The following is a 12943-nucleotide window of genomic DNA, read 5'->3' as shown; positions in this document are numbered from 1 at the left end:
ACATTACTATTCATGTTCAAGCATGAATAATAAAACTAAAAATTATGCCTTTATTAGTGCTTTTCACCAACAAAAAATCTCTGCCTTTGTTGGTGTTTTCCACCAACAAACAATCTATAAAAAATCAAAATTAAAACTTTTAAAAAAACTATTGGTGAAAAACACCAACAGTGGCGCAATGACAAATATGCAAGGTTGATCATTCTACCCATATCAAATTGAGCGAAGTTGAAGTACTCTGCCTTTATTGGTGTTTTCCACCAACAAACAATCTAGAAAAAATCAAAATTAAAACTTTAAAAAAAACTATTGGTGAAAAACACCAACAGTGGCGCAATGACAAATATGCAATGTTGATCATTCAAACCATATCAAATTGAGCGAAGTTGAAGTACTCTGCCTTTGTTGGTGTTTTCCACCAACAAACAATCTATAAAAAATCAAAATTAAAACTTTAAAAAAACTATTGATGAAAAAAACCAACAGTGGCGCAATGACAAATATGTAAGGTTGATCATTCAACCCATATCAAATTAAGTGAAGTTAAAGTACTCTGCCTTTGTTGGTGTTTTCCACCAACAAACAATCTAGAAAAAATTAAAACGTTGAAAAAGCTGATGTTGAACAACACTAACAGTAGCGAAATGACACCTATGCAATGTTGATCATTCAAACCATATCAAATTGAGCGAAGTTGAAGTAACACTGTCATCATTCCTGCGAAGGTATAAACCTGATATTCTAATCTGTAACTAGAGATTCCTGCCTTCGCAGGAATGACAAAACTAAGAATTCTTAGCCTCAATCCACTTGCTCATGTACTTTGTGCTTTGCAACGTATGGTGCTGTAACAACTGTCCTATAAAATTTTGTTGTCTGTGTGCTTTTATAGTAGCTACCAAAGACAATAATCGATCTTTAAACTCACCCTCAAAATGAATTTTAGAAAATTGTTGTTCTAAAATCTTAAAGCCTAAAGCTTGTTGTTGGCTCCAAGTAAAAGTATCTGTATATAAAGCGACAGAATGACTAATAAACTCTTCAGGAGTATCACCAATAAAGTCTTGCTTAATATCCTTAACAATCCCTTCTACTCCAACAGAAGTTGAGACAAATGGCGTCCCGTTTTGCATGGCATCAAAAAGTTTACCTTTTAATCCTGCTCCAAAGCGAATGGGTGCTAAAAGCACTTTGGATTGTTGCATGACTTCATTGACATCGTCTGCAAACCCCCTGACAAAAAAACCCTCTTTTTCGTTATGTAACTGATTCACTTTTTGTGACGCATACGATCCATAATTGTGTAATTGCGCATTTGGCAATAGCGCTCTAATCCCTTTCCAAATGGTGTCTTTTAAATAGAGTAAAGCATTATAATTGGGTTCATGACGAAAATTACCAATGGATATAAAATGTTGTCTATTTTCAAAACTAGGAAGTTCTTGTTTTTTCACTTCGGAAATTGGAGCAACAAGAAAAGGCAGATATTGCAGTAAAGAACTGTCTATTTTAAACGTATCTTGGAGTAAATCCATTTCTGCAGTAGAAATAATCAAACTCAAGTCACAACGATAGATACTTGCAATTTCTCGTTTGGTAGTCTCGTTAAACAAATTATTATGAGTAACCTCAACATTGTCCTTAAGGGCCTGCTGTCTTGTGCGTCGTAAAAAATGTAAATCTTCTGTATCAAGAATTTTTATCGCATTAGGACATTGCCCAGAAACGCGCCAACCAAACTGCTCTTCACTCATAAACCGATCAAAGATCACGATATCTGGATTGTATTTTAAAATAAAATCGTCAAAACTTGAATGGTTGAGTTCAATAGCAACTTTTTCAACTCCTATTGATGATAAGTCAAATGCATTGTCGCTTTTAGCGCAAGCACTGGCAACAGTTATTTGAAACTGTTGAGATTGAAAAAACGAAATTAACTGCATCATCCTACTTCCCGCAGCAGAACTTCTAGGCTCCGGCCATACGAACCCGATGATTAATAATTTTTTATTCATTCAACATTATAAAATTTAAATACTCAAATTAAAAATTTTAAAAACATTTGAGAAAGCTCTACTTTAAGTCTGCGCTATATTTTGCTCTCACTTCTTTTCCCCAAGTAACCACTGCGGTAATTTGTTCATCTGTAAGATTAGCATCACCATGAATATATGTATATGATTTTAAAGGCATTTCTTTTTCTTCAACCTCTTCGATCAACTCATCCATTTTATGATCTTTTTTCTTCAGGCTGTAACTCTCCCAAGCAGATGCATTAAAATGTTTTTTTCCGTCTTCCACGTGATCTGCTAACCAATAGTTCACAGGTGTTATTTTGTTGTACCATGGATATTTTGTCACATTACTATGACAATCAAAACAGGTGTTTTCTAAGATATTTTTAACATCACTTGGCGGATTAGTTTCTGCAATAAATGCATCTATAGTTGTGATATCACCTTCATTCCTTTCTGGTCCAAAAAATTGCATGATAATAAACACAACAAGTAAAGCGACTAGGATTTTTTTAACAGTTTTCATTTTTTTAAATTTAGGGTATTTAGAAGTGTTAAAAATAAGTAAATCAAATTGACTACAAAAGAACTTTATGAAGAATTAAAAGGTGTAAATCACTCGCGAAAAAAGCGATAGCATTATGCCAATATGGTAACTAACAATAGGGAATTAATCCCGAAGTTGCTAGCCATTTTATTTATCGCTGAGGATAAAATTTCATGTCGAGCTACTTGACTTTTTGAGTATATGTGTAATTAACACCTTAACGCTCGCATCCTCTATTCAGTTGATTTTACAGAGAACATACATCGTATTCATCCAGATTTGGCAGTTATACCAGTTGCAAAAGTATGCGAGTATTTGACTATCGTTTAGTATTCAAAACAGGATTATATATTAAAGACTGTATAACTTCTCAAGCATAAATAAAAAATTATAGAAGCGTGTTTGGATTGGATGATAAAAGACGAAAAATCGCACCTAAAGTCTGTGCCATGACTATGCTTTATCATCTAGGATATGATTACGACTGAATTTATCTAGAATTAGTCTTGATTTTAGAGTGCGACTTCCAAAAGCAAAGTCACGGTTTTAAGGCAAGGGCAAAACAAATTTTACGAAAAGTGAAATCTAAAAAATCGCAGTTCACACACATTAATAGAGAATCAAATGTTATCTTTAGCGCTTCAAAAAAAAACAACACAATGTCAATATCATCACTTAATGCCATCTCTCCTATTGATGGTCGTTATAGAAGTAAAGTTAGCAATCTTGCTCCTTATTTTTCTGAAGAAGCACTTATAAAGTATCGTGTTTTAGTAGAAATTGAATATTTCATTGCGCTTTGCGAAGCAGACCTACCGCAATTAGCAGGTATTGACCCCTCAGTTTTTGAAAATCTAAGAGCTATTTACACCTCTTTTTCTTCGGAAGATGCGCAAGCTATAAAAGATATTGAAGCGATTACAAACCATGATGTAAAAGCCGTTGAATATTTTATAAAAGAGAAATTTAACACCTTAGACTTATCTAAATACAAAGAGTTTATTCACTTTGGATTAACCTCTCAAGACATCAATAATACAGCCATACCAATGAGCATCAAAGATGCCGTGAATAACGTGTATGTGCCTGAATACTTCGAAGTTCTAAATAAACTTAAAGCCCTTGCAGAAGACTGGAAAGACATTCCAATGTTAGCAAGAACACATGGTCAACCTGCTTCTCCTACGCGATTAGGAAAAGAGATTCAAGTTTTTGTAGTGCGTTTGGAAGAGCAGTTTAATTTATTAAATGACGTCCCAAGTGCTGCGAAGTTTGGTGGTGCCACAGGTAATTTCAATGCACATAAAGTCGCGTATCCCAATATGGATTGGAAAGCTTTTGGAACTAAATTTGTGCAAGAGAAACTAGGCTTACAACACTCATTCCCAACAACTCAAATTGAACATTACGACCATATGGCTGCTTTGTTTGATGCTCTAAAACGTATCAATACCATCCTTATTGATTTAGATCGCGATATTTGGACCTATGTGTCTATGGACTATTTTAAACAAAAAATTACAGAAGGAGAAGTTGGAAGTAGCGCAATGCCACATAAAGTGAATCCTATTGATTTTGAAAACTCAGAAGGTAATTTAGGCATCGCCAATGCTATTTTTGAGCACTTATCTGCAAAACTACCTATTTCTAGATTGCAACGTGACTTGACCGATAGTACTGTGCTTAGAAATGTTGGTGTCCCTTTTGGACATACAATCATTGGATTTAAATCTACAGTAAAAGGATTAAACAAATTATTACTTAACGAACCTAAGTTCGCTCAAGATTTAGAGAATAATTGGGCTGTCGTTGCAGAAGCTATTCAAACAATCTTAAGACGTGAAGCGTATCCCAATCCTTATGAAGCTCTAAAAGGCTTAACGAGAACTAATGAAACAATTAACAAGAAATCTATATCAGAGTTTATTGACACCTTAGCTGTTTCCGAAGCTATAAAAACGGAATTGAAGGCTATTAGCCCGAGCAACTATACAGGAATATAATCTATAATACATGCCAACTAAAAATACATTGACACTTTTATTCTCTGCACTAATTTTTGCAGGTTTCTTAGTCGCTGGTATTTTGGGTGTTCTGGATTACTTGATAGTAAAAGCCCTATTGTTCTCGGCGTTAATTCTATTGGCCGTTTATTTGATTAGTATTGCCTTTAAAAACACAGAGACTAAGTAACAATTAGATCATTAATTTATTATTTGTGATTAAGACACGCATAAAAAAACCACTTCCAGTGGTCAGACCTGAAGTGGCTATTAACATATAAATCAATGCCGTGTATGGCTTTAAATTACTTGTAAAGAGGTATGACACCTTTATTTAAAGAAATTTGAAAACTTATCTAACTGCGAATTTTCAATATCTGACTCCCGCAACACAGCAGCCAATTGTGCTATTTTATTAAAATTCATATCGTCTCCTAGTACTCTTATAACTCCAAATCCTGAAGTATTAGAATTTCCGAAGAGAATAAACTCTTCGATACGATCTCCATCTCCTGTGCATTTAATAACAAATTTTCCATCTGTAGAATTTCCGCCACGCATCAATTCTTCATACTTAGGATCTTTTAAGATGCTCTGCACTTTAGCATATTCAATGACCATTTGTTCCTTATTGCTTCCATCTAAAACAAAAGCAATCAAGCTTAATTTTTCAATAGACTCATAGGCTTCCAATTGCTCTTCGGTAAGTGACTCCTCATCAATTTGCAACATACTAACTGGGACATCTAATGATGTAAACCCTGGTGCTAATTCATTGTCTACGTAGAATGTTTGCAATGTTTGATCTTGGTTGCAACTTTGTAAAGTCACAACCAAAATAAACAAATTGATTATAATTTTGACTGATGTATTCATGATTTTATATCTATTGTTTTTCAATGGCCACATGTTGTTCGCTATTAGTCATCTTTTGATCGACAACGCTTATAACATGCTCATTTTATAATTAATTCTTTTTACCAACTTTCTCTAAATTCTTACCTCCTGGTACATTCATCGTGCTAGTGATTTTAGAAATTTCTCTTAAATCGATATCACCTGTAATAGACACTACCACAGTTTCAAATTCACGTTTTTCACCGTTAATTTCTATTTTTGAATCTTTGGTTAATTCTTTCAAACCACTAATAAGCATGAACAATTCTTTAACATGGTTCTCGTCTTTTCCTTCTTTTACATAGAATTTTACAGTTTGATCACCATCCTTAAATCGCATCAATTCAGACAGATTTGCTTTATTCACGTGGCTCTCTGCATCTGATTTCATATTTGCAGAAATAGCAGAGTCACCTGTACTTAGAATCTTCACACTTTGGATTTTCTTAGCCATTTCCATAAATTTTTGCGCATCTGGATCATCTAAATCTATGTCTATACTTGCAATCATACTAAACATTTTTGAATTGATGACTCCAGAGCTGACACCTTTCATATCTTCATATTTGTCAAACATACTTTGTCCAAAAGAGACTGAGCTTATTAAAGCTAGTGCGACTATTAATAGTACTTTTTTACTCACGTTTTTCTTATTGATTACGTATTCGTTAAAATTTTTCATAATTGTAGTTTTAAATTAAGGCTTTACTTGTTTTGTTTTTTCTTTTTTGATTTAAACATTTTGTTTGTTGCTTCTGAAAACTCAGAAACGTGTTCGAATTTATCTACACCTTGCGATAACTTATTAGACATTAATCCAAAAGCTGCCATATTACTCTCGCCTTGATCAAATTTTGAACCTACGAGACTAAAAACTTCTACTGCTTGGTCATAATCTTTTTGCTCTTGCATAGTTAATTCACTATATGTCTTTTTATTATCACCAAATTGGGTGGTGAAAATCCCTAACGAGAGTACTAATAACGCTGCAACAGAAATCCATTGATAGATGTTACTCTTTTTAGTTTTTAATGGGACGTCCTTTGTATATAAATCCTCTTGTTTTGTCGTTTTAAAATACTGAAACATGACTTTGTAAGACTCCAAATGTGCTGCAACTTCATCTTGAGCAAAATAGGCTTTGAGCTCCTGTTCTTCTTTAATGGTGGTCTCACCATTGTCATACTTTTCCAGTAATTTTTCTATACTATTTAATACCATAGCGATGTGTCTTTGTTAATTTTTCTCTAATCGTTTTTCTAGCTCTTGATAAAGCGACTCTAATTGCTGTAGGATTCATATCTACTACTTTTGCAATCTCATCAAAATCATACTCTTCTATGTCTCTAAGCTGTACTATTATTTTTTGTTGTTCTGGTAAGTCTTCAATTATTTTAGACACCCAATCTACACTATCTTTAGCTTCTACTTGTTTTTCTAATGAGGTATTATTCTCTTCGTAATTACTATGAACTATTTTCAAATTCTGTGCCTGTTTTGATTTTAGTCTGTCTAAACAAAAATTCTTTGTCATGGTCATCGCAAAAGCTTCAATATTTCTATACTCCTTTATTTTTTGGCTATTATTCCACAATTTCATTAAAATCTCTTGTGTTGCGTCTTCTGCTTCTTCGCGAGAAACTAGAAGTCTTTTTGCTAAACGATAGACTTTATCCTTAAAAGGCAATACCAATTTTGTAAAATCAGTTTGTGTCATTAGTGGGTTGTTAGTTAAAAAACAAATGATTAATTCTGCTTCTTATTATTACGACGAGCATGTTTCGATTTTGTTACAGGATATTTTTTAATTTACAATAATGTAAGTAAATTTAGAGTTTACTAGACTACAGTATTATTACAAATTAAAAAGGAAAATTAACCTAAAATTCCAGAATAAAGTAAGATGATGCTATGATCTCTTTTTTCTTCGGAAATTTTAAAACACAAAATTACAGATGCGACTATTAAAAATTAGTTTACTATTCATTTTGACACTATCATTGACCAGTTGTTTTGAGGATAGAGACGATAACGCTATTGCTGCCAGTGAAATTAATGATTTTGTTTGGAAAGGTATGAATGCAGTGTATCTTTATAAAGATGAGATTCCCGACTTAGCAAATGATCGCTTTATGTCTAATGAAGACTATGCTAATTACCTCAATAGTTTTATAGCCCCAGAAAACATATTTGAAAGTCTTATCTATCAGAGAGAAACTACAGATCGTTTTAGTGTGATTTTATCAAACTATATTGAATTCGAACAATTATTGGCAGGAACGTCAAAAAGCAACGGACTAGAATTTAATCTCTATCTCGAACCAGGAAGTGATACCGAAGTTTTTGGAATTATTAGATTAGTACTCAATAATAGTGTTGCCAGTGATTTAGGATTGCAACGTGGTCAAGTTTTTGATGCAGTAGACGGTACACAATTAAATGTCAATAATCTAAATGATTTACTAGGTCAAGACACCTATACTTTGAATTTTGGAACTTATAATGACAATGCTACAGATGCAGTAGATGATGATACAATTTCATCAACGGCAAACAGTCAAGCATTGACTAAAGAAACGTATACAGAAAATCCTGTGCACCTTACATCTGTAATTGATGTAGATGGGGAAAATGTGGGCTATGTAGTCTACAATGGTTTTAATAGAAATTTTGACAATCAACTTAATGCGGCCTTTGCAGAGTTACAGGCCAGTAATATACAGCATTTAGTATTAGATTTAAGATATAATCCTGGAGGATCGGTACTCACTGCATCCTATCTAGGAAGCATGATTACTGGACAATTTACAGGAGATGTGTATTCTAAATTGGTTTATAATAGCGGGCTGCAAGAGCTTAATAGTAATTTTGACTTTGTGAGTAGCTTTAATGGCAACACCATTAATAGTCTTAACCTAAACAAAGTATATGTATTGACGACGAGTCGCTCTGCATCTGCAAGCGAATTAGTTATAAATAGTTTAAGTGCTTACATTGATGTAGTTCAAATTGGAGATTTTACAACAGGTAAAACTCAAGCATCAATTACCATCTATGATTCGCCAGATTTTTCCTCAAGTGAAATAAACCCGAATCATACTTATGCCATGCAACCGTTAGTTGCTAATTCCATAAATGTCAATGATGTAGCAGTTCCAGGAACTGGATTAGCTCCAAACATTACATTAATTGAATCTCCAAGAAACTTTGGAACCTTAGGTGATATTAACGAACCACTTCTAGCTGCAGCAATTGCAGATATTCAGGGTTTAGGACGTTTTAGTCAACAGCGCATAGATTTTAGAGCAATTAAAACCGATCTTAATATTAAACCTCTTGAAGAAGGCATGTATATCGATACAGATGATGTAATTCTAAACCGATTACATTTAAAATAATATCTATTTTAAATGTAAAACATAAAAAGCCACTCTTTAGGGTGGCTTTTTATGTTTTAAACAAGTTATCACTAACTCACTTGTCGCTCTAGAGCTAAATAATGGGTCGTTTCATCAGTCTTTAACGGAAAAATCTTAACCTCACATTTATAAGGTGAACCATCTTTTTTGTAATTGGTGATTATTTCTGAAAATGACTCGTCAGTGCTAAGCTTCTCTCTTATTCTTTTTTTAGAGGTAAGAGATGTTTCTGCACCTTGTAAAATCCGTGGTGTTTTATGTAACACCTCTTTTTTGAAATAGCCCGTCATCTCAGTAAAGCCGTTGCTCACCCAAACTATACGCTGTTCGTGATCTGTTAATAGTAATGCTTCAAATTCATTCTGTTTGAAAATAGATTGTATATCGTTTTGCCAATGATATTTTTCACCTAAATGAACTACTTTTAATATATCTTGCTCACGCTGGGCGAATTGTAATTGCTTAATGAAATTATGACTATGGAGATCCCAACTCATTAATGGCATTATATAATTAATTTTACCTTCAACCTGATCTGCAATAGCATCGTAATCATTTTGATTTAATGTTGTTAGATATAAATCTAACGCCATCATATTTTTAAGGTTATATTTCATTATATTTTATTTGATGATCTTATTCTCTGCGAAAATATAAAAATGATATTTAATTAAAGTAAATCCCACCAGGAATAATATTTACTGTCGCAGACGCTTCTAATGCATTAGACGATAAATTGTAAGTTGACAATGTTCCGTTACTTGTAAAATCTGCTGCATCAACAGCATATAATACTGAGTTATTAACTGTCATTCCATAGAAATTTAAACCTGTTAATTCTGCACTAGTTGGTAGCGTTATTTCACTACTAGTCATTTTAAAAACACTTCCAGACATATAGTAATATAGAGTACCATTATCTAATGCCAAGTGATTTGGATGTTCTGTATCCGCAAAATCTATAGACGTCACACTATTATCAATTGTATTAATCTTTGATAATTTCCCACCAGTCTCTTCACCTGTCCAAGATGGTTTTCCCCCAGACAATACCCATAAATCCCCAGCAGTATCTAATTGCATAGAGTTTGGAACATCACCAACAGTAAGTGTTGAAGACACCATATCTGAAGTCGCATCAATAACAGAGATTACGTTGTTCTGGCTAAAACCACCTTGATGAGCTACGTACAATGTATTATTGCTTGCTACGATTTCTTCCGGACCTTCTGCAACAGCAATAGTTTGAGCAGTTAATGTATTAGATGATAAATCTATCACAGCTAAATAATCATCTGTAGCAACAGATCCATCACCCCAATTAGTAACATATCCTTTCCCATTTGCGAATGCAATAAATCTTGGGTTATTTAATCCTGTATTAATCGTTGCAACAGATTCAAACGTATAACGATTTACAACTTCGATAGCGTTAGATACATTTAATACGATATATGCTAAATTGCCATTAAAACCAATACTCTGCGCTGTATCACCTAAAGGATTAGAATTGACAGCACTGTAAATATTATTTTCAACCGTCTGTAAATCATAAGAAACAAAAGACACAGAGGCGTTTCCTTGCCCAAAATTACCTTCGTGAGAAATTAATAGTCCATTTTCATAATCACCTAAAGGTTCTGGTGAAGAATTCACATCATCATCATTACTACAAGAACTAAAAATTAGTGCAAATGATAAAAAAAGGTAAGCAAGTTTTTTGGTATTCATTGTTTTAAAATTTAAGTGTTAAATTGATTGTAAAGTTTCTATTTGGCATTGGTCGCAATGGGACGTTTTCGTAATAGGTGTTATACATATTATTAATTCTGAAATTGGCCTCATACACCAATTGACCTGTTGTATTAAAATTATAGGAGACTCCTAAATTACCAACATCAAAACCATCTAATGTATTTCCAATAATCTCCACCTCTCCATTATACAGATGCTGATAAAAAACAGTAAAGGCGTTGTAATTATAAGCTAATGATGCATTGGCTTTGTGCAATGGCACGTAAAATAAACGTTGGTTTTTTTCTACGTCTTCAGTCTCTGTGTAGGAGTAGGCACTTGAAAAATTTAAAGTGTGCTTATTAAATGTTTTTTTGATACCAACTTCTACTTCTAGTCCGTAGTGTTTTGCATTGGCTATGTTTACAGGATTCCAGTATCCTGTTGCACTATTTGGTCGCCATTGAATTAAGTCTGACGTCTCTATAAAATAAGTATTCAATTTCAACGTCGCCTCTTTATAAGCGAACTCATGACCTACATCTACTTGATATGATTCTTCTGGATTTAAATCTAAATTACCACCAGGATTCCAATACAAATCATTAAAAGTTGGAATTCTAAAGTTTTTAGAGGCGTTTAATTTAAGCGCATACCATTTTAAAAACTGGTAACTCGCATCTCCTGAAAACACCAAAGGGCTTTCAAAGTCTGAAATCATATCCTGACGTACATTCAAATTGTATTGTAATTTTCCTGTTGGTCTATGATTTAAAATGGCTGTAGCAGAAAAGGTATTTCGGATTGGGTTGGCAAAACTATTTCCATTTGCTGTGATATGGCTAGCGTCTGAAATAACGCTAACTACTAACCGTTTTGAAAACTCGTGTTTATAATGATACTTCACTAAAAATGTATTGACCTTACCCTCAGAGAAATTGTTATCTAAAGTCTTATTCTCAAAATATTTGAATTGTTCTTGCAGATGAACTGCTTTAAGTGTTGATGTGTATTTGTTTCCGATACGCGTCCAATCTATCATACTGCGATAGTCTTGAGTTTCGTATTTACTATTGGAAGGCGCTAATAAGGTTGCTGAAAACTCACGATCGCTTCTAAAATTTTGATGGTACAATTTAAGGATGTCTTTATCAGATATAATATACCCCAGATTAAGATTCAAATCTAAATTATCAAATGCACCATTTTCGTTTCTGCGATCAGTACCTAAAAAGGGGTAATCATTTTCAGAACTGACATATGCAGCACCAATAGTTGCTGACCACTTCCCCTTTCCGAAGGATCCATTATAATTAACATTTTGCGTGTCAAAACTTCCAAACGCAACTTGTGCGCGGTTGTCAAAATGAGTTTTAAAATCTAAATCATTAGATAAGTGAATCGTCCCACCGATAGCTCCACTGCCGTATTGTACGCTTCCTCCTCCACTTCTAATACTTATATTATCGTAATTAGCAGAAGATATCGTATTGAAATCTACTTGACCGTTGAGTTGGGAATTGATGTTAATTCCATTCCAAATTACAGCAGTTTGAGAGGCGTTAGTTCCTCTAAAAGAAGCCGAAGACACCATCCCATAGCCATTTTCTTTAAAGTAAATATTAGAGTTAAATCTGAGTACATCTGTAAGTGAGGTTCTGTTCTTTCTCAAAATTGAATCGCCCAATACAGTCAACTTGTAGCCTTTAGCATATTGCTTTAACTTGACATCACTCAACACCACGACATCCAACTTTTGAATGGAATCCAAAGTTGATTGTGACCAAGCAACACTGCTAAAAAGCAGTAAACAATAAAATAGAATTATGTGTTTCATACCTCAAAGACTTTTCTCCCGAAAGTCATTTTTGATTAAGAAATCTGGCAGGTCTCCTGACTTGTTTTTTATTGTTTCACCTTCCCAGTATAAACCAGTGGTATTGAAGAAAACAATAACTCTTTTATGAGACACCCAGTCAATCTGGGCATAAAACTTACAGTTGCGGGAACAGTTCTGGACTTGAAAATTATTTTCTCACCAGATTCCCTTTTAATTGACAACGTCCTTTTAGACTTGTTTTGTGACCTATAAAAGTTCTTAAAACAAAATTCTTGCGACTAAGTCAAACCAAAATTCAAAGCAAAAGTAAACATTTTGTTTAATGATTGACTCATAACTTTAAATAATATTACTTTTGAAGTATTAAAACTTTAGAAATTGAGATATACATTCATTTTTATTGCCATCCTCCTTTTTTCTTGCAAAGACAACAAGAGAATTAATTTAGATTTATCTGAATTCGACATCCCGAACTTGAACCGTTATGC

The 12943-nt window shown here is 33.5% G+C and carries 13 protein-coding genes and 1 riboswitch; of the genes, 4 read left to right on the top strand and 9 right to left on the bottom strand.

Going from position 1 to position 12943, the window contains the following annotated elements; genetic code table 11:
• The first annotated feature begins 22 nt into the window (after positions 1-22).
• Complete coding sequence (locus tag ACJAZK_RS10660; protein ID WP_415223947.1) at positions 23-199, top strand: hypothetical protein; 177 nt, start codon at positions 23-25, stop codon at positions 197-199.
• Positions 200-785: 586 nt separating this feature from the next.
• On the opposite strand, the gene ACJAZK_RS10655 is transcribed toward ACJAZK_RS10660, so the two are convergent.
• Both ACJAZK_RS10655 and ACJAZK_RS10650 read right to left on the bottom strand, forming a co-directional pair.
• Positions 786-2015 (bottom strand): glycosyltransferase, encoded by a 1230-nt coding sequence (locus ACJAZK_RS10655; protein WP_415223946.1) that lies wholly within the window; start codon positions 2013-2015, stop codon positions 786-788.
• A gap of 58 nt (positions 2016-2073) precedes the next feature.
• A complete protein-coding gene (locus ACJAZK_RS10650) occupies positions 2074-2541 on the bottom strand; it encodes a heme-binding domain-containing protein (RefSeq protein WP_415223945.1) in 468 nt (155 codons plus the stop codon).
• A gap of 680 nt (positions 2542-3221) precedes the next feature.
• Between ACJAZK_RS10650 and purB the strand changes: the two genes are divergently transcribed.
• On the top strand, positions 3222-4565 hold the full coding sequence (gene purB / locus ACJAZK_RS10645; protein ID WP_415223944.1) for an adenylosuccinate lyase: 1344 nt from the start codon (positions 3222-3224) through the stop codon (positions 4563-4565).
• 10 nt (positions 4566-4575) lie between these two features.
• Positions 4576-4755, top strand: coding sequence for a hypothetical protein (locus ACJAZK_RS10640; protein ID WP_415223943.1), 180 nt, complete (start codon positions 4576-4578; stop codon positions 4753-4755).
• Between the two features lie 140 nt (positions 4756-4895).
• Here ACJAZK_RS10640 and ACJAZK_RS10635 read toward each other — a convergent pair whose 3' ends face one another.
• The 4 genes from ACJAZK_RS10635 to ACJAZK_RS10620 form a co-directional block, all read right to left on the bottom strand.
• Complete coding sequence (locus ACJAZK_RS10635; RefSeq protein WP_415223942.1) at positions 4896-5441, bottom strand: DUF4252 domain-containing protein; 546 nt, start codon at positions 5439-5441, stop codon at positions 4896-4898.
• Between the two features lie 91 nt (positions 5442-5532).
• Positions 5533-6144, bottom strand: a complete 612-nt coding sequence (locus ACJAZK_RS10630) for a DUF4252 domain-containing protein (protein WP_415223941.1) — start codon at positions 6142-6144, stop codon at positions 5533-5535.
• A 23-nt stretch (positions 6145-6167) separates the two neighbouring features.
• Complete coding sequence (locus ACJAZK_RS10625; RefSeq protein ID WP_415223940.1) at positions 6168-6683, bottom strand: hypothetical protein; 516 nt, start codon at positions 6681-6683, stop codon at positions 6168-6170.
• The gene (locus ACJAZK_RS10620; RefSeq protein WP_415223939.1) at positions 6670-7179 is read right to left on the bottom strand and encodes an RNA polymerase sigma factor; all 510 of its coding nucleotides are present in this window, start codon (positions 7177-7179) and stop codon (positions 6670-6672) included. The genes ACJAZK_RS10625 and ACJAZK_RS10620 overlap by 14 nt, the downstream gene beginning before the upstream one ends.
• A gap of 238 nt (positions 7180-7417) precedes the next feature.
• Here ACJAZK_RS10620 and ACJAZK_RS10615 point away from each other — a divergent pair, with 238 nt between their 5' ends.
• Positions 7418-8860 (top strand): S41 family peptidase, encoded by a 1443-nt coding sequence (locus tag ACJAZK_RS10615; protein WP_415223938.1) that lies wholly within the window; start codon positions 7418-7420, stop codon positions 8858-8860.
• Positions 8861-8931: 71 nt separating this feature from the next.
• Here ACJAZK_RS10615 and ACJAZK_RS10610 read toward each other — a convergent pair whose 3' ends face one another.
• The 3 genes from ACJAZK_RS10610 to ACJAZK_RS10600 are packed head-to-tail and all read right to left on the bottom strand — an operon-like array spanning position 8932 to position 12452.
• Entirely contained in the window at positions 8932-9498 is a 567-nt protein-coding gene (locus ACJAZK_RS10610; RefSeq protein WP_415223937.1) for a PAS domain-containing protein, read from the bottom strand.
• A 49-nt stretch (positions 9499-9547) separates the two neighbouring features.
• Positions 9548-10612: a YncE family protein gene (locus ACJAZK_RS10605; protein ID WP_415223936.1), complete on the bottom strand. Its 1065-nt coding sequence runs from the start codon at positions 10610-10612 to the stop codon at positions 9548-9550.
• Between the two features lie 4 nt (positions 10613-10616).
• Positions 10617-12452 (bottom strand): TonB-dependent receptor plug domain-containing protein, encoded by a 1836-nt coding sequence (locus ACJAZK_RS10600; protein ID WP_415223935.1) that lies wholly within the window; start codon positions 12450-12452, stop codon positions 10617-10619.
• Between the two features lie 28 nt (positions 12453-12480).
• A riboswitch (cobalamin riboswitch) is annotated at positions 12481-12708 on the bottom strand.
• Positions 12709-12943 lie beyond the last annotated feature (235 nt).

Origin of the sequence: Psychroserpens sp., assembly GCF_047633235.1 — a bacterium.
Classification (GTDB): domain Bacteria; phylum Bacteroidota; class Bacteroidia; order Flavobacteriales; family Flavobacteriaceae; genus Psychroserpens.
The sequence above is the reverse complement of the archived record's forward strand: the minus strand, read 5'-3'. Positions and strand labels throughout refer to the sequence as shown.

Excerpts from the sequence above, each read along its gene's own strand:
- ACJAZK_RS10620 (WP_415223939.1), bottom strand. The coding sequence starts at position 7,179 with ATGACACAAACTGATTTTACAAAATTGGTATTGCCTTTTAAGGATAAA.
- ACJAZK_RS10610 (WP_415223937.1), bottom strand. The coding sequence starts at position 9,498 with ATGAAATATAACCTTAAAAATATGATGGCGTTAGATTTATATCTAACA.
- ACJAZK_RS10630 (WP_415223941.1), bottom strand. The coding sequence starts at position 6,144 with ATGAAAAATTTTAACGAATACGTAATCAATAAGAAAAACGTGAGTAAA.
- ACJAZK_RS10625 (WP_415223940.1), bottom strand. The coding sequence starts at position 6,683 with ATGGTATTAAATAGTATAGAAAAATTACTGGAAAAGTATGACAATGGT.
- purB (WP_415223944.1), top strand. The coding sequence starts at position 3,222 with ATGTCAATATCATCACTTAATGCCATCTCTCCTATTGATGGTCGTTAT.
- ACJAZK_RS10605 (WP_415223936.1), bottom strand. The coding sequence starts at position 10,612 with ATGAATACCAAAAAACTTGCTTACCTTTTTTTATCATTTGCACTAATT.
- ACJAZK_RS10650 (WP_415223945.1), bottom strand. The coding sequence starts at position 2,541 with ATGAAAACTGTTAAAAAAATCCTAGTCGCTTTACTTGTTGTGTTTATT.
- ACJAZK_RS10600 (WP_415223935.1), bottom strand. The coding sequence starts at position 12,452 with ATGAAACACATAATTCTATTTTATTGTTTACTGCTTTTTAGCAGTGTT.
- ACJAZK_RS10655 (WP_415223946.1), bottom strand. The coding sequence starts at position 2,015 with ATGAATAAAAAATTATTAATCATCGGGTTCGTATGGCCGGAGCCTAGA.
- ACJAZK_RS10615 (WP_415223938.1), top strand. The coding sequence starts at position 7,418 with ATGCGACTATTAAAAATTAGTTTACTATTCATTTTGACACTATCATTG.
- ACJAZK_RS10660 (WP_415223947.1), top strand. The coding sequence starts at position 23 with ATGAATAATAAAACTAAAAATTATGCCTTTATTAGTGCTTTTCACCAA.
- ACJAZK_RS10635 (WP_415223942.1), bottom strand. The coding sequence starts at position 5,441 with ATGAATACATCAGTCAAAATTATAATCAATTTGTTTATTTTGGTTGTG.
- ACJAZK_RS10640 (WP_415223943.1), top strand. The coding sequence starts at position 4,576 with ATGCCAACTAAAAATACATTGACACTTTTATTCTCTGCACTAATTTTT.